The organism is Pseudoalteromonas sp. G5_S1_14_S5, from assembly GCF_054968605.1.
The window spans coordinates 30,299-51,995 of record NZ_JBQKUM010000002.1 but is presented as its reverse complement, the minus strand read 5'-3'; the positions used below and the strand labels follow the sequence as shown (position 1 = coordinate 51,995).

General features: G+C 44.7%; 17 protein-coding genes. 9 read left to right on the top strand and 8 right to left on the bottom strand.

The window, feature by feature from the left end; translation table 11 throughout:
• Positions 1-20 precede the first annotated feature (20 nt).
• Together ACTRWI_RS00880 and ACTRWI_RS00875 are read left to right on the top strand one after the other, a co-directional pair.
• On the top strand, positions 21-962 hold the full coding sequence (locus ACTRWI_RS00880) for a lipase family alpha/beta hydrolase (RefSeq protein WP_499128542.1): 942 nt from the start codon (positions 21-23) through the stop codon (positions 960-962).
• A 38-nt stretch (positions 963-1,000) separates the two neighbouring features.
• Entirely contained in the window at positions 1,001-1,894 is an 894-nt protein-coding gene (locus ACTRWI_RS00875; RefSeq protein WP_499128540.1) for a lipase secretion chaperone, read from the top strand.
• A 112-nt stretch (positions 1,895-2,006) separates the two neighbouring features.
• Here ACTRWI_RS00875 and ACTRWI_RS00870 read toward each other — a convergent pair whose 3' ends face one another.
• Complete coding sequence (locus ACTRWI_RS00870; RefSeq protein WP_499128539.1) at positions 2,007-3,650, bottom strand: methyl-accepting chemotaxis protein; 1,644 nt, start codon at positions 3,648-3,650, stop codon at positions 2,007-2,009.
• 471 nt (positions 3,651-4,121) lie between these two features.
• Between ACTRWI_RS00870 and ACTRWI_RS00865 the strand changes: the two genes are divergently transcribed.
• The 5 genes from ACTRWI_RS00865 to ACTRWI_RS00845 all read left to right on the top strand — a co-directional run bounded on the left by ACTRWI_RS00865 (position 4,122) and on the right by ACTRWI_RS00845 (position 10,187).
• Positions 4,122-4,943 carry a phosphate ABC transporter substrate-binding protein gene (locus ACTRWI_RS00865; RefSeq protein ID WP_499128536.1) on the top strand — a complete coding sequence of 274 codons (822 nt, stop codon included), beginning with the start codon at positions 4,122-4,124 and terminating at the stop codon, positions 4,941-4,943.
• Between the two features lie 112 nt (positions 4,944-5,055).
• Positions 5,056-5,985 (top strand): phosphate ABC transporter permease subunit PstC, encoded by a 930-nt coding sequence (gene pstC / locus ACTRWI_RS00860; RefSeq protein ID WP_499128534.1) that lies wholly within the window; start codon positions 5,056-5,058, stop codon positions 5,983-5,985.
• 15 nt (positions 5,986-6,000) lie between these two features.
• Positions 6,001-6,864: a phosphate ABC transporter permease PstA gene (gene pstA, locus ACTRWI_RS00855; protein WP_032498030.1), complete on the top strand. Its 864-nt coding sequence runs from the start codon at positions 6,001-6,003 to the stop codon at positions 6,862-6,864.
• A gap of 92 nt (positions 6,865-6,956) precedes the next feature.
• Positions 6,957-7,706: a phosphate ABC transporter ATP-binding protein PstB gene (pstB, locus tag ACTRWI_RS00850; protein ID WP_004737715.1), complete on the top strand. Its 750-nt coding sequence runs from the start codon at positions 6,957-6,959 to the stop codon at positions 7,704-7,706.
• 336 nt (positions 7,707-8,042) lie between these two features.
• Complete coding sequence (locus ACTRWI_RS00845) at positions 8,043-10,187, top strand: sensor domain-containing diguanylate cyclase (protein ID WP_499128526.1); 2,145 nt, start codon at positions 8,043-8,045, stop codon at positions 10,185-10,187.
• A gap of 69 nt (positions 10,188-10,256) precedes the next feature.
• Here the strand turns inward: ACTRWI_RS00845 and ACTRWI_RS00840 are convergent, their stop codons facing one another.
• From ACTRWI_RS00840 to ACTRWI_RS00815, 6 genes are read right to left on the bottom strand one after another with little or no spacing between them, the layout of a single operon-like run.
• Positions 10,257-11,936 carry a BatD family protein gene (locus ACTRWI_RS00840; RefSeq protein WP_499128523.1) on the bottom strand — a complete coding sequence of 560 codons (1,680 nt, stop codon included), beginning with the start codon at positions 11,934-11,936 and terminating at the stop codon, positions 10,257-10,259.
• A gap of 2 nt (positions 11,937-11,938) precedes the next feature.
• Positions 11,939-13,834 (bottom strand): VWA domain-containing protein, encoded by a 1,896-nt coding sequence (locus ACTRWI_RS00835; protein WP_499128520.1) that lies wholly within the window; start codon positions 13,832-13,834, stop codon positions 11,939-11,941.
• The gene (locus ACTRWI_RS00830; protein ID WP_499128517.1) at positions 13,827-14,819 is read right to left on the bottom strand and encodes a vWA domain-containing protein; all 993 of its coding nucleotides are present in this window, start codon (positions 14,817-14,819) and stop codon (positions 13,827-13,829) included. Before ACTRWI_RS00830 ends, ACTRWI_RS00835 begins: the two co-directional genes overlap by 8 nt.
• Entirely contained in the window at positions 14,812-15,297 is a 486-nt protein-coding gene (locus ACTRWI_RS00825) for a DUF4381 domain-containing protein (protein WP_499128515.1), read from the bottom strand. Before ACTRWI_RS00825 ends, ACTRWI_RS00830 begins: the two co-directional genes overlap by 8 nt.
• Positions 15,294-16,220 carry a DUF58 domain-containing protein gene (locus ACTRWI_RS00820; protein WP_499128512.1) on the bottom strand — a complete coding sequence of 309 codons (927 nt, stop codon included), beginning with the start codon at positions 16,218-16,220 and terminating at the stop codon, positions 15,294-15,296. Before ACTRWI_RS00820 ends, ACTRWI_RS00825 begins: the two co-directional genes overlap by 4 nt.
• Positions 16,221-16,230: 10 nt before the next feature.
• Positions 16,231-17,187 (bottom strand): AAA family ATPase, encoded by a 957-nt coding sequence (locus ACTRWI_RS00815; RefSeq protein WP_499128509.1) that lies wholly within the window; start codon positions 17,185-17,187, stop codon positions 16,231-16,233.
• A gap of 463 nt (positions 17,188-17,650) precedes the next feature.
• Between ACTRWI_RS00815 and ACTRWI_RS00810 the strand changes: the two genes are divergently transcribed.
• Together ACTRWI_RS00810 and ACTRWI_RS00805 are read left to right on the top strand one after the other, a co-directional pair.
• Positions 17,651-19,567, top strand: a complete 1,917-nt coding sequence (locus tag ACTRWI_RS00810; protein ID WP_499128506.1) for a methyl-accepting chemotaxis protein — start codon at positions 17,651-17,653, stop codon at positions 19,565-19,567.
• Between the two features lie 208 nt (positions 19,568-19,775).
• Positions 19,776-19,976 (top strand): hypothetical protein, encoded by a 201-nt coding sequence (locus tag ACTRWI_RS00805; protein ID WP_499128503.1) that lies wholly within the window; start codon positions 19,776-19,778, stop codon positions 19,974-19,976.
• A 213-nt stretch (positions 19,977-20,189) separates the two neighbouring features.
• On the opposite strand, the gene malK is transcribed toward ACTRWI_RS00805, so the two are convergent.
• A complete protein-coding gene (malK, locus tag ACTRWI_RS00800) occupies positions 20,190-21,302 on the bottom strand; it encodes a maltose/maltodextrin ABC transporter ATP-binding protein MalK (protein WP_499128500.1) in 1,113 nt (370 codons plus the stop codon).
• Positions 21,303-21,697: the final 395 nt, after the last annotated feature.

The window sequence follows — 21,697 nt, the reverse complement described above, 5'->3', positions numbered from 1 at the left end:
ACTTGTTTAAGGAGAGAGCATTGAAAAAGATATTAATTTGGACAATCGCCTGCCTATCTAGCATGGGGGTCTATGCAGGAACAAGCGCATCGGCGTTAGAAGTCAGTGGATACACTGAAACCAAATATCCCATTGTGTTGGTGCACGGCTTATTTGGGTTCGATACGTTAGCGGGTGTGGATTACTTCTACGGAGTACCTGAATCCTTAACCAAAGATGGTGCGAGCGTATACGTTACACAGGTATCAGCGACGAATAGCTCAGAGGTTAGGGGAGAGCAGTTATTGGATCAAGTTGAGACACTTCTAGCAGCAACCGGAGCAAAAAAAGTCAACCTTGTCGGGCATAGTCATGGTGGCCCCACTGCACGGTATGTGGCCTCAGTGAGACCAGACCTTGTCGCATCGGTAACGAGTATAGGCGGCGTTCATAAAGGCTCAAAAGTAGCGGATTTAGTCCGTGGAACGGTACCTGAGGGTTCAGTTTCAGAAGGGATTGCAGTTAAGTTGGCTGGTGGTTTGACGACACTCATCAACCTACTGTCCGGCGGTTCTGAGCTAGAACAAGATGGCTTGGCATCATTAGAAGCGCTGACCACAGAAGGCTCTCTTGTTTTCAATCAGTTTTACCCTGAAGGGGTTCCAACCTCTGCGTGCGGTGATGGTGAGTGGCAAGCCAGCAACGGTGTTTATTACTACTCATGGACAGGGTCTTCCACTTTTACCAACCTTCTGGACCCGACCGATGCGGCGATGACAGTGCTAGGTTTAGCGTTTAACGAACCAAATGATGGGCTTGTTGGAGCCTGCAGTTCTCACCTAGGTAAAGTGATTGGTGATGATTACAAAATGAACCATCTGGATGAGATCAATGGTTTGCTAGGCATCCATCATTTGTTTGAGACTGATCCGGTGACGTTGTATCGCCAGCACGCTAACCGATTGAAGTTGGCAGGCTTGTAGACTGTTTTGAAGATTCATTAATACCATAAGGAAATATAATGATTAAGGCCGCCATTTTTTCGACAACCACGATAGCCCTGATGAGTGCAGCGGCGGTCTTTCTTTTATATCCAGTGGAAGAGGGCTTAAACCCAAGCAATAGCAAACAACAAAGTATCTCCTCGTTGAAAGTGAGCTCTCAACAAGACACCGATATTGATAATGCATCGGCTAAAGACACAATGGATTACTTTGTCTCTGGACAAACAGAGCTTACCCTTGAAGATATTCGTAGCAACGTTGCTCAACATTATGCTCAATCACAAGGTGCGATTGTCGACGAGGCCTTGTTTGCCAAATACCTTGATTACAAATCGGCATTGACGTCATTGGACGTTCAGTTCGACCCCTCCTCGATCTCTGTCGATGATCTACAACGCTTAAACCTAGCCTTACTCGAGCTTCAGGCTCAGTTTTTTAGCCCTAGTGAGATAAGTATTTTATTTACTCACGATAACCAAATGAGGGAAATTGCCCTAGAAAAGCTTCGATTGAAGCAAGAAGGGTTGAATGAGTTGGAGTACCAACAACGGTTAGACTCTTTAATCTCTGAGCAAGCCGATTATGTTCAAACGAGTCACAAGAATCAGGTGCTGCTTCAACAATTATCCAACTCTGAAGGGCTTGATCAGCAAGAGAAATATTTGAAGCGACATGAGCTGGTGGGTGATGAAGCAGCGCAAAGGCTTGAAATACTTGACCAGCAAAGAGCGGATTTTGAAGGTGCTTTGGAGATTTACTTAGCAGAACGAAAAGATATTTTAGACGACACAGGACTATCACAAGCCGAACGACAAGAGACAATTGCGGAGCTCAGAGTTGCCCACTTTTCTTTAAAGCAGATCCGAAGAGTCGAAGCGATAGAACGAATGTGGGATGCAGAGCTTGAGTAACGAAGTTTGTTCAACGAAAGAGTTTATTAGTGAAAAGCCAGTCACGAGTGACTGGCTTTTTGTTATTAGGTGGGGTGCTTTGACTATAAGATCGAATATTAAACCTTAAACTTTACACCTTGAAGAAACCCAACTGTTGCTTCTGTTGCTCTGCAAGGTTAGACAACTCATGGCTGGCAGCAGCAGCTTGGGTAATGCCGGTTACGTTCTGGCTTACTAAGCTGTAGATGTTTGAGATATTACGGTTGATGTCTGACGTCACTTGGCTTTGCTCTTCGGCTGCAGAGGCTACTTGAGTGTTGACCTCCGTCATGTCCGTTACCGAGTTAGCGATACCAGAAAGGGCGATGCTCACTTCACTAGCAAGCGCTTGGTTTTGCTCTAGCATCGCCAGTGAGTTGCTCATACTTTCATTGGCGTTGCCAGATTGGATTTGCAAACCTTCGATAATGGTTTGGATCTCTTTGGTTGAGTCTTGAGTACGTGCCGCTAGCATTCGAACTTCATCGGCAACTACCGCAAAACCACGACCGCTTTCTCCCGCACGCGCCGCTTCAATGGCCGCGTTAAGCGCAAGTAGATTAGTTTGTTCAGAGATGCTTTGAATCACTTCAATTACTTTACCAATCTGTTCTGAGTGCTCTTTCAGTGTTCCTACCACATTCGCTGCTTCACTAAGCTGAATAGCCATTTGCTCATTGGCTTTGTTGCTTTCGTTAAACAAACTCATGCTGTGCGTTGCCATCTCGTCAGCTTGCTTAGACGCCGAATCTGCTTGAACTGCATTCTCGTTAACGTGAGAAGCTGTGCTCTCCAATTGATTCACTGCTGAAGCAACTTGTTCAACTTCTTGCTTCTCTTGATCTGAGTTCACGCTTGATTGCGTCATTACTGCTGCTAGCTCTGTGGAAGCAGAAGCGACTTCAATACTGATTCGAGAAAGTGAACTTACGGTGTCACGCAGTTGGTCTACCGATTGGTTAACGTCTTTTGCTAGGCGAGAGATTTCGTTATCGCCGTATTCTTCTGCTTTAACTAACAAGTTACCTTTAGCAACTTCACGCATGGTTGCTTGAATATTGCTTATTGGTTTAACAATGATGCTTGCGAGTATCCAGCTGATGCCCAGTGCGACTGAAAGGATAACCAACAGAGCTACCGTTGCCGTATCAAGTGTGTTGGTGTGTTGCTGACCATTGATGTCCACTTCTTGCGTTGCAAGTAAGTTAAGCTTTTTAGATAGGCTATTGATGGCTTGTACCATCTCGTTGCCTGCATGACGGTATTGGTCAATGGCCACTTGGTAACGTGCATTGAAGTCAGAAGACAGAGCTGAATTACCATGTTTTACCTTTAATAAAGGAAGCATTGTTGTACGAGAAAAGTCGACATAATGATTCATCGCCTTACTCATCGCTGCTACTTCGTCTTGCATCCCCGGCACAGTATTTAATGAGTTCAACAGACGAGTATTCAGGTCACGCTTCTCATTAAGAGTTTGAACCAAGGTTTTCACATCATCTGCATTGAACAAGCTGTAGATCGCTTTGATGCGCATCCCGTAGCTGTTGTCGACGATTTCGCTGAGCTCCTCTTTATGTAGGATCAGTTGGTCTGTTGCGATAGATACCTCTTTAAAGGCATTTTCTAGTTTGTCACCACCGATAATAACCCCCGCCAAAAGCAATACGACGGAAAAGAGTACAGGTATTAGTATTTGTATTTTTATAGATAAGCCACTGAGAAGTTGGCGCATGTAATGTCCCTCTTTGAATAAATTAATGAGCAGAAGCCATTGTTATTATTGTTATTAGCGGGTCATTCTAACTTCTGAGAATGACAATTCAATCAGTAATGGATTTGATTTGGATATGTGTGATGGCTATTTGATATGTTTTTGGTTATTAATTATTCCAATTGAGCTTATTTACCTTTATAAAAATAAGGACAATAAGGGGGGGGAGTTGTCCATGTCCTATCTAAATATGAGCAGTGATGGTTAATTGAGCAGGTTGTTTTCATTTGGTTGGAGTGAATACTTAGTGCTTATAGAACAAGGCAGCGTATTACTTTGAAGGCATCTAATAAGGAGAAACGAGAAAATACATTGCAGCTGTCATATAGGCTTCAATTTAGTGAAACACAACTGTCACATTTGGATTCTAAAGTGGGCACCGTTCAAGCAAACACAACATTACGGCAATAACGCCACTAAAGGAAATTTGTGATGAAAAAGACAGTTATCGGTGCAATCGCACTTCTAGGTGCTCTAACAGTGAATACAGCTTCAGCTAAAGAAACTATCTCTGTAGTTGGCTCTAACAGTGCTTCTCCACTGGTTGAAGTTTTTGCAGAAACCTACATGAATAAAGGCGAACCAGTGTTCATCGAAATTCAAGCTCCAGGTTCTTCTGCTGGCATCAAAGCAGCAAAAAATGGAAGTGCTGACCTAGGTATCTCTTCTCGTGACCTTAAAGAAGAAGAGAAATCTGCTGACCTGAAAGAGCTAGTTATCGCTCGTGACGGTATCGCAGTCGTTGTAAACCCAAATAACGAAGTATCTGCTCTTACTTCTGAGCAAATCACTTCAATCTACAAAGGCAACATCACTAACTGGAAAGATGTTGGTGGTGCAGACAAGCCAATCGTTGCAATCACTCGTGATACTGCATCTGGTACACGTGGTGCATTCGAAGACATCATGAAGCTTAAGAAGAAGATCGGCGATAAGAAAGTATCGGCTATCTCTCAACGTGCACAAGTTGCAAACGGTAACGGCGCACTTAAAGTTTCTGTAGCAAGCAACCCATACGCAATCGGCTTTATCTCTCTAGGTACAGTTGACGAATCTGTTCAAGCTCTAACTATCGACGGCGCTGAAGCGACTGTAGATAACGTTAAGAATGGTTCTTATAAAGTTGCTCGTCCTTTCCTAGTCCTTTACAAGTCTGGCGCTCCAACAGCTGAAACTCAACATTTCCTAGACTGGATGGTTGCAGACGAAGCTCAAGCTATCGCTGGTAAGAAAGGCTACATCACAGTTAACTAATCTTAACTGAATCACTTTAAATTATTGCTCAGCCTGACTTTAGGCTGAGCCTTTTCTTTCAACTTTGGTTATTTCGAGCTCTTTTTGAGCCACAAAGTTTGAGATTTTATATATGACCATCGCACATAGTGAAAAGCTTATGAATACTGAAGCGACTCAAATCAATAAGCCGAGTCTGCGTACTAAAAAGCGCATTGATTGGAGAGAAAGAATCTTCCACGGCTTGTTCTTATCGAGTGCTGTAATCGGCATCGTATCACTAGCCGTTATCGCTTACTTTATCGTTGCAGAGAGTATCCCTGCATTCCAAGAAGCCGGTGTTTCTGGCATTGTTTTGGGTGTTGACTGGTTACCACCAGCTCTATTCGGTGTTGCAACCATGATTGTTGCATCGATTGTGTCGACACTAGGCGCTGTAGTTGTTGGTGTACCAGTAGGTGTATTAACCGCTATTTTTATTGCTGAGATTGCTCCAAAGCGTCTTGCTGATATTATTCGTCCTGCAGTTGAACTTCTAGCGGGTATACCGTCGGTAGTATACGGCTTCTTTGGTCTAGTAATTATCGTTCCAATGATTCAGAACATTTTCTCTGTACCAGCGGGTAACACCATTCTGGCAGGTATCATCGTTCTGGGTATTATGATTCTTCCTACCGTTATTACGGTTTCTGAAACTTCGATTCGTGCAGTACCACGCACTTATAAAGAAGGTTCGCTTGCACTGGGTGCTTCTAAAATCTATACGATTTTTAAGCTACTCGTTCCTGCTGCTCGCTCTGGCATTATGACAGGTGTGATTCTAGGTATCGGTCGTGCACTTGGTGAAACCATGGCAATCATCATGGTGATGGGTAACGCTCCAGCAATGCCAGAAGGTATTTTGGACTCGGCTCGTACATTAACAGCAAACATTGCGATTGAGATGTCTTACGCAAGTGGCGTTCATGCAAATGCACTCTACGCAACCGGTGTTGTACTTCTAGTGTTCATCATGATTTTAAATGGTGCTCTACTTTATCTTAACCGTGAAAAATCGAAGTAAGCGGGGATGAGTAATATGGATCTCGTAAAACTAAAACAAGCCCGTCAAACTAAAGATAACATTCTAAAAGGTTTTATCTGGGCGGCAGCAGCAGTCACTGTTGGTTTCTTATTCTGGATTATTTGGTACATCCTATCGAACGGTCTGCAATACGTAGATTGGAACTTCATCACTGACGATTACACTCGTACTGGTGAAGAACGTGGTATTTTCCCAATGATCATCGCCACGATCTACATGGTAATTGCATCGATCGCCGTTGCAGCACCACTGGGCATCATGACAGCAATCTACCTAACCGAATATGCGAAAGTTGGTAGCCGACTGGTTAAAGCGATTCGATTCTGTACTGAGTCTCTAGCGGGTATTCCGTCGATTATCTTCGGTCTATTCGGTATGACCTTCTTTGTTTCGATTCTTGGTCTTGGCTTCTCGATTTTATCGGGCGCACTAACGCTAAGTATTCTGATTCTTCCTGTAATCATTCGTACTACAGAAGAAGCATTGATGGCAGTACCACAAACTTACCGTGAAGGTTCATACGGCCTTGGCGCTTCAAAAATCTACACTATCTGGCGTTTGATCTTACCAAGCGCAATGCCAGGTATCTTAACTTCGGTCATTCTCAGTATTGGTCGTGTCATTGGTGAATCAGCACCTGTGTTCTTAACAGCAGGTATGGTGGCACGAGTTCCTGAGTCGGTATTCGATTCTGGCCGTACACTAACGGTTCACTTATATAAGCTGACAACAGAGCTATTTACTATCGATGAGTGGAACCAAGCCTACGGCACGGCGACAGTCCTAATTGTATTGGTTCTCTTGATCAACATGGTTACAAAACTGATTGCGAGACGCTTCAACACGGCAACTTACTAAGCTCACTAGCTACTGGCTCAACAATAAAGAGAGCCCCGTGATAAAGAAAGCATCAAGTTAGACACGAATTTAAGAATTTAGAGATTACGAACATGAACAAATTTGATATTGAGAACCTAGATCTGTTTTACGGCGACAACCAAGCGCTTAAATCTATCAACCTGCCGATTCCAACTCGTCAGGTGACTGCTCTGATTGGCCCGTCTGGCTGTGGTAAGTCAACACTATTGCGTTGTTTGAACCGCATGAATGACCTAATTGAAGGCGTTACTATTAAAGGTAAGCTGGATATGGATGGCACTGACATCTACGGCAATATCGATGTAGCTGACCTACGTATCCGTGTAGGCATGGTATTCCAAAAGCCAAACCCGTTCCCAATGAGTATCTACGAGAACGTGGCATACGGACTCCGTGCTCAAGGTATCAAAGATAAAAAGCACATCGATGAGGTGGTTGAGCGCTCGCTACGTAGTGCAGCACTGTGGGATGAAGTAAAAGATCGTCTTAAAGCTCACGCATTTGGTTTGTCTGGTGGTCAGCAACAGCGTCTATGTATCGCTCGTACCATTGCAATGGAACCCGATGTAATCCTGATGGATGAACCAACATCGGCTCTAGACCCAATCGCGACACACAAGATTGAAGAATTGATGGAAGATCTGAAGAAAGACTTCACTATTGTTATCGTAACGCACTCAATGCAGCAAGCGCGTCGTATCTCAGACCGTACTGCTTTCTTCCTAATGGGAGAGCTTGTAGAGCATAACGAAACCAGTGTTATCTTCAGTGAGCCAAAAGATGATCGAACTAAAGGTTACGTTAATGGTGACTTTGGTTAATCGACCATTTACGTGCGGTATTTAAACGATTAGATACCTTTACACACTAACTGAAACGCAGGTTAGATAATCGAATAGAACAACAGAATTATCACTATAACTACAAGCGATGGAAGTTTTGCCCCACTTTAGGTGGGGCTTTTTTATGTGTCTAAAAAAGACCCAATATCGATGTAATTTTGGGCAGAGAATCCCATTTTTGTCGTCCTTCTCATGCTTGTGATAATGTTAAGGGTGAAACTGCGACCCGCTTAACATCTCATTTTTAGTTATATTGATTGCATATCAAGGCTTCTGTATTTTTGCTTTATTCTTAATCACCAATGGAAGGAAGCTGTGCCTGTTAAAGCCTTTGCAAAACAAATATCTGCGACCCGCGACCATCGTCTGTTGGCTGAATCTCTTTTTGACTATCTGGTTAACGTGTTAGCCCCCAAAGGGATAGGAATATTTGCTGAGCCGACGCAAGAGAGCGATGCATTACCGCTATTCTCTCACGGCGAACTTTCTCCATTGGCGAACTATCCTGCTACATTTTGGCCTTGGGTTGCCCAGTTTGATACCGCGGACGGGGTTTTGCCTATGGCTATCAACACCTGTAAGTGGGAACACATGAAGGTACTTGGTGGCGAGTCATTCATCATGATGCTCGACAATGCGCCTGCCTCAAGAACTTATTTAATTGTTCAAAATTGTTGTACAGAGCAGATAAACCAGACTTTTGATCAAGACCTTGATGTACTTCAGTTAGCCGCAGCCCGTTGGCAGTGCATTCGGGCAGAGAAGAACGCTGCGCTAGAAATCAAACATAGAGACACACGTGAAGCTCAATACTTAGATGAGATAAAGCTACGTGAACTGTTTGTTGAGAACATGAAGTTGGTTCATCAGGTCGCGCTTGAGCTTTCCAATCCCGAATCATTAGATGCTTTGTATAAAGCCTCGGTTGAGGCTGTTCGAGATAGGCTAGGATTTGATCGAGCGATCTTTATGTTGCTTGATATGAAAAAGCGTTGTTTCAGTGGGACTTATGGCACCGACGAAGCGGGTAAAACCAACAGTGAACACCACACTCAATACGATTTGCATCAACTTGAAGCGGAATACATTGAAGCGTTATCTGATAACCATACTAATCTAGTCATCATCGACAATGTGCCTCTGTATACAAAAGGTAACGTGGTCGGGCAGGGGTGGAATGGCATGCTTATCTTGCGTGAAGGGGACAAACCTGTTGGCTGGATCGCCATGGATAACAACATTCATCGTTCTCCGATTACTAACTATCAAAAGCAGATGCTTGAGTCTTTTGGCTCCTTGCTCTCTCAGATCTATATTCGCAAGCGCCAAGAGCAGAACATACGTATGTTGCACTCGAGTATGGTTGAGCTGTCTCGATGCGATAGCGTCAGTGAAGTATGTAAGTCCGCTGTTAGTTTTGCGATTCAACATCTAGGTATCGATCGACTTGCTGTTTTCCTAACAGACAAAAAATGCAGTTACATGCAGGGTACTTGGGGCACTGACATCAAAGGTGATATTGTTGATGAGTCTTATTATCGCTCTGAGCTAGTGGAACGTGACATTGTCGCGGCAGCACGTGCTTGTCCGAATCAAGTCGCGTTCGAAGAGTCGGTCCCTATTTACCACGATTTCAATATTGTTGGCGTTGGTTGGACGGCCATGACTATGCTCACCACAAATACGGGTGAGCCTATTGCGTTTATCGCTGCCGATAACTTGTTGACTCGCAGCCCTTTAACCTCACAGCTTAGTGAGGTAATACGTATCTTTGCTTCAAGCCTTGCTGAGGTGCTGCAAAGAACTATGGCTCAAGAAGAACTTAAAAAGCTCAATGAAACACTGGAGCAAGAAGTCAGTAAACGTACTCAAGAGCTAGAGTTGGCGAATGAGCAACTAGACATCATCTCCAAGCTGGATCCTCTGACACGTCTTGGAAATCGCCGTATGCTGTCGCAGGTTTTAGAGGACTTGAACTGCAATGATCAAGGTCCGTTTGCCTCACAGCATGAAATCACATTTGGGTTGATTCTCGTCGACCTTGATCATTTTGGTTTGTACAACAGTGTCTATGGCCATACTGAAGGGGATGTGGCTCTGAGGACGGTAGGCGAGATATTGAATGCTCATGTTCACAATGACAAAGAAACCTTCTGTCGTATTGGCGGAGAGGAGTTTATGTTGTTGATGATTGGCACGAATCACTCAGAGACAAAGCAACGTGCAGAATCGATTCGAAAATGCATTGAAGAGGCAAAAATCCGGCATTGTGAAAGTAGCACTAGCCCCTATTTAACGGCATCCGTTGGCTATGCCTCGATAACTTCTGACCAGCACCAATTCGATTTTGATCTGCTATATGGCAAGGCAGATAAAGCCTTATATCAAGCTAAAGGCTCAGGACGAAATCGAATTGTTTCTGCATTAAAACGTAAAAAAGTCACAGCCTCTCATTCATAAAATAAAGGCCGTTGATCTCCATATGATCAACGACCTTTGTGCTTTACTGTTTTCGGTGAGAAGTGTCGACTAAAGCTTTTCTAGCGAGCTATTATTTTTTTTACTAGAGACTCTCTTGGGCTTCTTCACCGTTTTGATTGTCAGCTCAGGACTCCATGTTTGGGCTGATGAACCGGCTTCACTGTAAAGGCTTTGGTTTAGCTTGGTCAGTTCGGTTTCAACGGTTTGCAACGCCTCGTTACTTAGATCAGCATTTTCAGATTTCCATCGCTCAAACAAACTTCTGATCATCACACCATCGTGCGCCTTTAGAGCGGTGACTAGCGCCACTTCGGTATTGGAAGCCCCTTGTTCTGGACGCTTCGATTGTGTGATTTTTCCATGGCGTGACCAGAAGTAGAATGCCATCGCTGAGCTGACTAGCCACAAAGCAGCAAATAGGGCGGTGAGATAAGGCCAGAAACTAGGATTATCGACATTAATCACTGTTGGCGCTGTTTGTTGGAGCGGCGCGCTAGCAACTGGAGGTGCGCTTGATACAACACGATCACTTGCTGTTACTGCTAGCTCTAAGCCCAGAGCTTTACTGGTTTGTTCTGATTGAGCATCAGTGTTGAACCAAGCTTGGGAAATGACAGGAAGCGAGATGTTTCCTGTTTCTTTTGGGATTAGAACCTGTTTGTATACTACAACTGCATCGCCGGACTTTGTGGTACCAAATTGCGGCTTTTCTTCATAAACACGAACCGATTTAGGGTAGGTGATATTCAGTTTCGGTAGTTGGTGCTGCGTTAAGTTACTCGCCGTCATGGTAATAGTACGAGTTAAAGAATCCCCCGCTTCCATTTCGATAGCTTGCTTGTTGCCTTCTAATCCATTGGTACTGGTGAATTCGTTACCTTGGCTATCCGACCATTGCTGAATCAATTTGAAGTTCGATGTTGGTAACCACTCACCCTTGTAACCTTGTGGCACATCCTTTACGGTGACATCTAAGGTTTCAATGGGTGTGTCTAGTTGGAACAAACGTGTTGCACGGGAGTTGTTGGTTGAGTAGACGACTGCTCCTGTTAGCTTCGGCCCGTTCAGCTTAAATTGACCAGCCTTTTGTGACGAGATACGGAATGACTGTTGGACTACCGTCACCTCCTTTCCATTGAGAACATCTTGAAACTGCTTCGATTCCCCAATCGGTTCTACGTCTAAGCCAGAAGAGCTTGGTGGCGCGATTTTCGGATCTTGCAGCCTTCTTGGATCGGCTTTAATGATCAGCTTTACATCAAGCTCTGCGGTCTCTTGTGGATATAGTGAGCTCTTACTTAGATTAAGTTGAAACTCAGCCATATCATGTTGAGTTGGCGCCGATTTATTAACGGCCACTTTGATGGTGATAGGCTTGGTTTTAGCCCCTTCAATATCAAAGCTTGGGATCTGTATTTGGCCTAAGCGCAGTGGAGCAAGGGTGATATTCCATTCACTAGACACCGAACGGCTACCATTAATGATTCGCATTGATGATCCAAAGCTTGGTGTACCGACATAGAAGTCTCGCTGAAGCGCAGTGAGATCCAGAGCATTAGAAGAGACCTTCTCGTCGGTGGTCACTTTAAGTAGGAATACCTCATCTTTGGTGACACTGTTCTGTGAAACGCTAGCCACGGCATTAGCCGCCAATGATGAAAATGACGAGAAAGCGCCCAACAGCAGCGTTAGGGCTATAGATAAAAATGGCTTATTTAGAAATTGCATGGTTACCACTTTTTGTTCTGGTTGTTAGGAGCACTTTTTTGTTGTGCTTGTAAAATCATTTGTGCTTTAAGCAGCTGGCTTGGGTCTCGGACGCTCTCTACTTGCTCAAGCTTTCGCATATCTGGGTCACTTGATAGCGGCTTCTCTGAGGCTTGTGCTAAAGCTTGTGGACCATCTTTATCATCTTTCTCGTTTGAAGTTTGCTGTGCACTTACACCTTGAGGTTGCGACTTATTCTGCTCTTTTTCTTCAGACTGGTTTGCTGTGCTTGGCTGCTTAGATTGCTCGTGCTCTTGGTCGCCTGCGTTCGCACTCGATTGGTCTTTGGCTTGCTCTTGGTTTGTGTTTTGAGATTGGCTATCGGCTTTGCTCAGCGAATTTTCAGCGTCTGCAGAGTTTTGCTGTTGATCCTTTGAGCTTTGCGAAGAATCATTTTGCTGACCTTGCTGACCTTGCTGACCTTGCTGACCTTGCTGACCTTGCTGACCTTGCTGACCTTGCTGATTCTGTTGATCTTGGTCCTGGTCTTTGGATTCAGAATCATCTTGCTGTTGCTGTTGCTGTTGCTTCAGGGCTTGCTTGACGACTTCTAGGTTGTTTTTCGCATACTGATGGTCTGGGTTGCTTTCGAGGATCCGTTGATACTCTTCGATCGCTTGATCGTACTTACCTTGTTGTGCTTGAGCATTCGCAAGGTTGTAACGAGCATTTTCGTCAGTCAAACCTTTTAGTGTTTGCTCAGCCTCTTCGAAGTTACCCGCTTTGTATTGTGAGATGCCTTTCCACTCTTGCTGTTTGAATTGTTCCGCAGCTTGCTGGAAATCTTCATCTTGATAAAACTGATAACCTACTTGGTCGTCGGTTTTCCATGGGCTTGCAAACGCAGCATTCGGTTGGCTAAATGATAAAGCCACAGCTAGTCCGCACCAAATAACGCCTTTTCTGAAAAGCCCAAGTGCAGGTAGCAAGAGGAATGGCAGTAGCCAAAAGCCATTGTTGACTCTGGTGTTGAGTGAGTTATTGGTTTTGGTTACTTCCGTCGTTGTTGCTATGTGGTCGAGGTAGCTCGCAATGTGTTCAACATCTGAATTATCAAATTGAACCTCAGTAAAGGTGCCACCATAGCTGCGTGTAAGATCGCGCATGTTCTTTAAATTGGTTCTTGCTACCACCGTCTGCCCTGAGTCGGTTTGCATCATCGAGCCAGTTGGCAGCGAGATTGGTGCGCCACTTTCACTGCCCACCGCCAAGATAGATAGCGTCCAATCGCCACTAGATAGTAGCGAGTCGATCTCTTTCTTCTCTTGGTCATCGATGTCATCGGCAATGAGTACCAAATCACCTTGGTAGATCTTCGCGCGAGTCATCATTTCAATCGCAAGCTTAACTGCTGCGGGGGCGTTACTACCTTGGAAAGGCATGATATCTGGAGATAAGTTCGGTACTTGGCTCTTAATAGTATTGATGTCTGATGTTAACGGGCTAATGGTATAAGCATCGCCAGCGTAAGCCACCATTCCGGTTAAGCCCTCTTTCCACAATGAGAGCAGATCGAGCGCTTTATATCGCACTTGTGTCAAACGGTTTGGTTTTATGTCGGTAGCGTAGAGCGACATCGACATATCCATTATCACAACTCGTGCCTGCGCTTTTTCAAAGCTAGGCTGCTTATTGTTTTGAAAGCTTGGTCCGGCTAGCGCAATAACACCAACCAACCACCAGATACCAAAGTAAGTGCTGCGGTTTTTAGAGGGTTTGCTTGATTCTGGAGCTAAATATCGCGCGATATGAGACGCTAGTAGCCCTTGTTTTGATTGTCTCTTGCTGAGCCACCAAATAGCGGGCAGGGCAGCAAGTGCTAACAACCAATATGGGTAGATAAAAGTAAAGTTAGACATTGTTTCTCCTAATGGCTAACAGCAAAAATGCGAAGAACATGGCAGCCGATAAAGGCCATACAAACCACTCTTGTTGTGGTCGCCATATTTTGGTGGCATTTGTCACGGGTTCTAACTGGTTGATAGTGTCGTAAATCGTTGCCAGCTCTTTGCTGTCACGCGCTCGGAAGTATTGACCACCTGTGCGTTTGGCAATTTCCATTAGTGTGCGTTCATCTAAATCTTGAGCGGTGTTTACTTTACGAGTCATGAAGAACTCTTTAACCATCATTTCACCTGCGCCAACACCGACGGTGTAGATAGTTGCTTTGTACTTCTTGGCAATATCTGCAGCCTCTAATGGGTCTAATACCCCAGCGGTATTGCTGCCGTCGCTGAGTAGTACCATCACACGTTGAGGTGCATCACTATCAACAAAGGTCTTGGTCGCTAGGCCAATGCCGTCACCAATCGCGGTTTGATTACCGATCAGTCTTAGGACCGCTTGATTGAGTTGTTGTGACAGCGTATCTCTATCCAACGTCAAAGGTGTTTGTAGGTAGGCATGATCGGCAAAGAGTACCAAACCAACCCGGTCGCCTTTGCGACGTTCAATGAAGTCACTCAATACATGTTTTACGGCTGATAAGCGGTCGATGTACTCGCCATTGAACTGCATGTCCTCTTGGCTCATTGAATAAGAGAGGTCAACTACCAACATCAAATCGCGGTGCTTCGGCTGAAGCTCAACTGGTTCGCCATACCAGACTGGACGAGCGCTCGCCGTTGCTAGCAGCAGCCAAATAATCACTGAAAACGCCTTTGGTAAGCGAGAACTTGGTGTTTTGGTATTACTGTCTTCAGGCAGAAAGGGAAGCTTAAGAGCGCTGCTTGATTCTGCTTTAGGCGAGAATAAGTAAATGAGAAACGGCAGTGGTGCGAGGAAAAACATCCACCACCAAACGAACTCAATGTTTAACCAGTTAGTACTTAGAAGATTAGTCATGACTACCTCGCTTTGGGGGCAGGGCTTTACGAAGCCACGTTTCGCAGTCGTCAACCAATTGCTGTTGGCTTTGACTCTGTTCGTCAGTCATCGAAGTTGTATCTTGATAGAGTGTCTGTTGCCACTGAGTTTGTTTCTCTACAAACAACGGCTTTTTCAGTTGCGCATCTAAGAACTTCAACCAATCATCACCAGCTAGGCCGGCCACTTTTTCACGTGGGAAGTAGCTTAATGCGGCTTGACGAAGAATGCGTTGTGCTTCACTCGGGGACAAGCGATCTGAAGACTGACTAGTAGTGAAGTAAGACAGCGCTTCTTGCTTTGGCTGTTGGTTGTTTTTTCTTCGCTTAGTAATATAAACCATCAAGGCAATCAGGATGATTGATGTGACAATTACTGCCCACCAACCCCACGCCAGAGGCCACCATGTTGGCGCATCTGGTGTAATCACAGGACTTAAATCTAAGGGCTGCTTCATGACTGAGCTCCTGATATCTGGCTCATCAATGGCTGTGCACTCGACAACGAGCTATAGGGAATCGCGAGAGATAAACCCAACTGTTGTAGCTGCTGCTTTTTTTGTGAGAACGCGTGGTTGAGTTTTTGCTTCTCTTTATTGGAGGAGAAGTTAAACCACTGCGTTTTACTGCCATCGGTGATTTGTTTTGAGCCTTTATAGGCCGTTTGACCTTGCTCTAGCGGGTCATAAAAATGTACCAGACGTACTCTGTTGTGTCGGCGAATTTGACTGATAAGTGAGTAATCACTTTCTTGATAACGTACAAAGTCACTGAGGAGGATAATATCGCTTCCTTTTGGGCAAAGTTGATGAAGAGACTTCAATCCATGCTCTAAGGTAGTATCGCAACGATTATCGTCGTTGGTTAGCGCTGCGTTATTGATTTCTATGACTTTTTGCAAAATACGAAAAGGAGCATGGTTACTGCCACTTGGTTTGATTTCTATGATCTCTTTACCGGTATCGATGACTGCACCAATTCGGTCTTTTTGAGCGACAGTTAGCCAGCACAACTGACTAGCAAAGTGCGCCAGTTGAACCGATTTCAGCAATAAGGTTGAGCCAAAAATCATGCTGCTTGATAGATCCAAGTACAAGATGACAGGCTGCTCTCTCTCTTCAGAGAACAGCTTAGTGTGCGCTTTGCCTGTTCTTGCCGTTACTCGCCAGTCAATGCTGCGTATGTCATCGCCCGCTTGGTACTGGCGAACTTCTGAGAAATTCATCCCGCGACCTTTGCGGTTGCTTTCGTGTTGACCATTAAGCTGTGACCAGAGGCTTTTCGCTGGAGGCAACCATCGAACAGACTGCGCTTTGTACTGCAGCAGTTCGTCCAGGTTCAGCATCACGCCGTCACTATGGTTAGGTAATAAATTTTTCATGCGCGTGTCCCTATGCGCTACCAACCAACGAAATAAGGTGTGCAATCACTTGGTTTGCTGTGACACCTTCAGCTTGTGCGTGGTAGCTACGAAGCAGGCGGTGACGCAAGACCGGAAATGCCATCGTTTGAACATCTTGTGGTGTGACATAGTCGCGACCTGCAAGCCAAGCATGTGCACGAGCGCAGCGGTCGAGAGCGATAGTCGCACGCGGACTCACGCCCATATCTAACCACTGATCAAGTTGGTCGCTGTACTGCTTGGGTTGGCGAGTCGCCATTACCAGCCTAATTATGTACTGCTCAATGGTGTCTGCCATGTGGATATTGAGTACTTCTTGGCGCGCTTCAAAGATAGTCTGTTGAGAGAGCTCTTGTGGCTGCACCGATTCGTTACCTTGAGCTTCACCGCGGTTGAGTCGCAGGATCTCAAGCTCGCTTTCCATGTCTGGGTATTCAACTTCTAGGTGCAGCAGGAAACGGTCTAATTGAGCTTCTGGAAGTGGGTATGTGCCTTCTTGCTCAATCGGGTTTTGTGTCGCCATCACCAAAAACAGGTCTGGTAGGGCGTAGGTTTTTCGGCCAGCAGTGACTTGCTTCTCCGCCATCGCTTCTAGCATCGCTGCTTGCACTTTTGCAGGAGCACGGTTGATCTCATCCGCTAGGATAAGTGAGTTAAAGATCGGCCCAGATTGGAACGTAAATTCCCCTGTTTCTGGTCGGAAGATATCAGTGCCCGTTAAGTCGGCAGGCAGTAAGTCTGGGGTAAATTGAATGCGGTGGAAATCCCCTTCAACACAATCAGCCAGTGATTTGACTGCACGGGTCTTTGCTAACCCCGGAGGACCTTCAACCAGAATATGACCGTCAGCAAGTAATGCGATCATCAGTTGTTTGACGAGCTCTTGCTGACCAATGATTTGAGACTCTAAATAGTTTTGAAGGACTTCGAAATTCGTTTTGTGCATTTTGGACTCTCTGGGTAGCCATTTGATTTTATATTGTGAGTATTGGTCACTTCTTGAAAGCAAAAAGTTCCGGTACATCCACGTAATTTATCTTTGCAAATTTGGAATGAATTACAAGCGCTTAGCGAGCAACCCGTTTATCAGGCGATTTTTATCACATTGGCCGATATTTATATAATAAAGCCGTAGTGATTCTCATATTTTTGTTCAACACATCTTAATTTTACGTGTTGAATTTTATGATTAATAAAAATATTTGCTAGATTTTTTCTGTTTCATTTGATGTCTATGTTGAATGATTTGTCTTGTTGCATTGCGTTTGCGTTTTTTTGTGAGAAAAGTCTCTAGTTTTATCAACCCCTGCCGATACATAACTCAGATTGTGCATTCCAGCCTAAGAATGCACGAAAAAGCCCTGTTTTGGGGATATAAATTAAGAGCGATTCTTTTTAAAGGTCCAAATATGTTTAAAGCTAACTCTCTGAGTATTAAGCAAAAGGTAGTACTGGGTATTACTTTTGCGGTTCTTGCCTCTACGGTTATTGTTGGCGCGATGGCGCAGCAACAAGCACGAGATGTACTGAGTCATCGACTGGTCGATATTGAACTTCCTGGAATGCTAGAGCGAATCAATGGTGAGATTGACCGTGAAGTTTCTCAGCTATTGCTAGCCGCTGAGCAAATTGCTTCAAATGAATTCATTTCCGATGTAATCGAGTCTACAGAGCGCGATCCAGCGTTAGAGAGTAAGTTGGTTAAACAACTGAATAATGTGCGTAACCAATACAACTTAAATGATGCTTCAGTAGCGAACCGTCAAACGGCGTATTACTGGAACCAAAATGGCTTCCTACGCCAGCTTAACCAACAACAAGATGGTTGGTTCTTTGGCTTTACTCAATCTGGGCAGCCAACCATGGTAAGCATGTTCCAAGAAGCGAACGGTGAAGTGAAGATGTTCGCTAACTACCAACAGCCTTCTGGTTTGGCGATGTCTGGTCTCTCAAAATCGATGGATGACATGGTGAGCTTGCTTAATGGCTTCAAAATTGAGAATACTGGTTTTGTATTCTTGACTGATAGCCAAGGTGATGTGCAGATTCACCGTGAGCGTTCTCGTAGTGACTCTTCTCTTCAACAACTTTACGGTCCTCAAGCTAGCCAACTTTTGAATAAATCAAGCTTTAACCTGATCACAACGGAAAGCCAAGGCCAAGAACTGTTTGTTGCAAGTTTGTATGTGTCTTCAATGGACTGGTTTGTTGTTGGCGTGGTACCAACGGGTGAAGTGTTTGCTGAGCTCGATGAGACAGCACAAAAGATGCTTATCATGACTGCGGTTGTAGCATTAGTATTTATCCTCATGGGTGTAGTGCTAGCAAACAGCATTACTCAGCCAATTAAGCTACTTGCTAAGCGTTTCAGTGACCTTGGTGAAGGTGACGGTGACCTCGCACAGCGTATCGAAGTGAAAGGCAATGATGAAATCGCCCAGCTTTCAAAAGGCTTCAACGGCTTCATTGAGAAGATTCACGAGTCGATGAAAGAAGTATGCTCTACAAGCCAAGCGCTTCAAGTGGCGGCAGAGAGTGTTTCTAACAAAGCACACATCACCCATGACAACAGCCAAGAGCAACGTGACCAGACCCTTCAAGTAGTGGCTGCAATCAACCAGATGGGTATGACCATCAGCGAGATTGCATCGAACGCGGCAACCGCTGCTGAAACGGCAACACAGGCTTCAGGCAATACAGAAGTTGGCCGTTCTGTTGTGAATAAAGCAAAAGATGCGATTAGCCGTTTGGCACAAGACATCGAAAGTACAGGCCAAGTAGTTGAGCAACTGGCTTCTACTACTCAAGATATTGGCTCTATTCTGGGTGTTATCCGTGATATTTCAGAGCAAACCAACTTACTTGCATTGAACGCTGCGATTGAAGCTGCGCGTGCTGGTGAGCAAGGTCGTGGTTTTGCGGTAGTAGCGGATGAAGTTCGCAATCTAGCAAGTCGTACTGCGGATTCAACGGAAGAGATTCAGAAGATGATCAACCAACTGCAAAGCGATGCAAAAGATGCGGTAACGGCGATGAGTGCGGGCAAAGTGATTACGCTTGAAGGTGTATCAGCATCAGATGAAGCGGTCGATGTATTGGGCGGTATTTCTGACCGTATCGTTGATATCTCTGACCGTAACACGCAAGTCGCGACAGCAACTGAAGAGCAATCAACGGTGGTTCACACCATTAACCAAAACATCGAAGAGATCAACGCAATCAACGAAGTCACAACAGGCACAGCTGAGCAACTTGCTGAAGCGAGCCAAGAGCTTCGTGACTTGTCTTCTCGCTTAGATAAAATGGTTGGCTCATTTAAGCTTTAATCCTTTCAAGCTGTAATATGGTTTAGAAAGTGATATAGACGAAGAGCTGGATTCATTTCATCGTGAATCCAGCTCTTTTTATTGGTGGGCTCATTTGTTTCTAACTGCATTTAGCTTGATCTGGTTTCGGGCTTTGCTTTCAATCAACCTAGCATCATAGAGCGGAAATGAGTAAAATCTGATTAGGTTTAATATTTAGGTAAGTATCATGAGCGATTTTGAAAAAGAACTAGAGCAGATGACTCAAGAGATCGGCGATGAGCCTGAGGTAAAACTGCCATCACTTGAAGAGCAAAAAGCGATCGTTGCTGAATTTAAGCGACTAGAAGCGGAAGGCAAACTGACACCTGAAGTATTAGAAGCGCACTTTGGTCAGTACAACAAAAAGAATGATACGCCAATCCACTAAGCTTAAAATCAACCTACTTTTAGGTGAAACTGTTAAGTGATTGGTTGGGCTAAGGCTCAAACAGAACAGATAAAGGTCTAGCACTCGCTAGGCCTTTTTTATTGTTTACTGATCTTTATTGTTTACTGAAATAGGTCGAATCTAAAGAAAACATCCCCCTTACAGCGTAAGAGGGATTTGAATTGGGCAAGTTATATCTTAAAAGCTTAGCGCTTATTCAGTGCCGTACTCTTTGTACAGGCGACGACATGCTTTGCCATCGCTGTGGAACAGGTGACAACGGTGCGCTGGGATACCGATAGCAAGCTTGTCGCCAGGCTCAACTGTTAGAGTATCTGGTTGACGGTAGATAACGTCTGCATCAGCACTTTCAAGGTTTAGGTAAACCTGAGTTTCGTTACCTAGTTTCTCAACGATCATCACTTCGCCTTCGATCGTTGCGTCGCCTTGGTCAGCAGACATCAAGTGCTCAGGACGAACACCCAGAGACATACGGTCACCAACGTTAACGGTTGTGCCATCAACTGGAATCCAGAAAGTCGTGCCGTTTGAAAGTTGAACCAGTACACGCTCTGTTTCAGCTTGCTCGATATGAATTGACATAAAGTTCATCTTAGGTGAGCCAATGAAGCCTGCAACAAAACGATTTTGAGGGTAGTGGTAAAGGTCCAGTGGCTTACCAACTTGAGATACGTAACCGCCATCAAGAACAACGATTTTGTCAGCCATTGTCATCGCTTCCACTTGGTCGTGGGTAACGTAGATCATGGTGCAGCCAAGCTGACGCTGTAGTTTCGTGATTTGTGAACGCATTTGAACACGAAGTGCTGCATCTAGGTTAGATAGCGGCTCATCAAGTAGGAATACGTTTGGTTGAGAAACCAGTGTACGACCAATCGCAACACGCTGACGTTGACCACCAGAAAGCGCTTTAGGTTGACGCTCTAGTAGGTGACCAAGCTGTAGGATTTCAGCTGCATGTTCAACACGCTTATCAATCTCAACTTTATCCGCTTTCGCTAGCTTAAGGCCAAAAGACATGTTGTCGTAAAGATTTAGGTGAGGGTATAGCGCGTATGATTGGAATACCATACCTACGCCACGCTTCGATGGCTCAACGTCGTTCATACGCTCGTCGCCAATGTATAAATCACCTGAAGTGATGTCTTCTAGACCTGCGATACAACGTAACAGCGTCGATTTACCACAGCCTGATGGTCCAACGAATACGACGAATTCACCTTCGTTGATCTCTAAGTTTACGTCCTTAGAAATCTGTACATCGCCATATGATTTATAAACGTTTTTTAAAGTGACACTCGCCATCTAGCTTGTCCTCGATCGATCAAATTTTAAGTCTTACTGCTTATCATTATAAGAAACTTTTGGGTCAGCAGTAACTGTAGGAATTGGTAAGTACTGAGTGAGTAAGAAAAAAGTGGGTGGGACTTGGATTCTTTACCCAAGCCCACCCGTCATTGCCAAACTGCTGCCTATTTCCCCCGCAACAAGCTAAACCTCCCCCCGTGATTCCATCACAGATTTAGCTTGATGCTTAATAAAGACAACAGAGGGCAGTTAAGCCAACTTAATGGATCATGCGATACACATAATACTCGCTGGTAAAGGGTTCTTACTATCCACTCTTGGATGAATGCAGTTTCGGTGAATTAGCGTAAGCGTACATCCTCCTAATGGAAAATTAACTAGGGGGAGTAGAA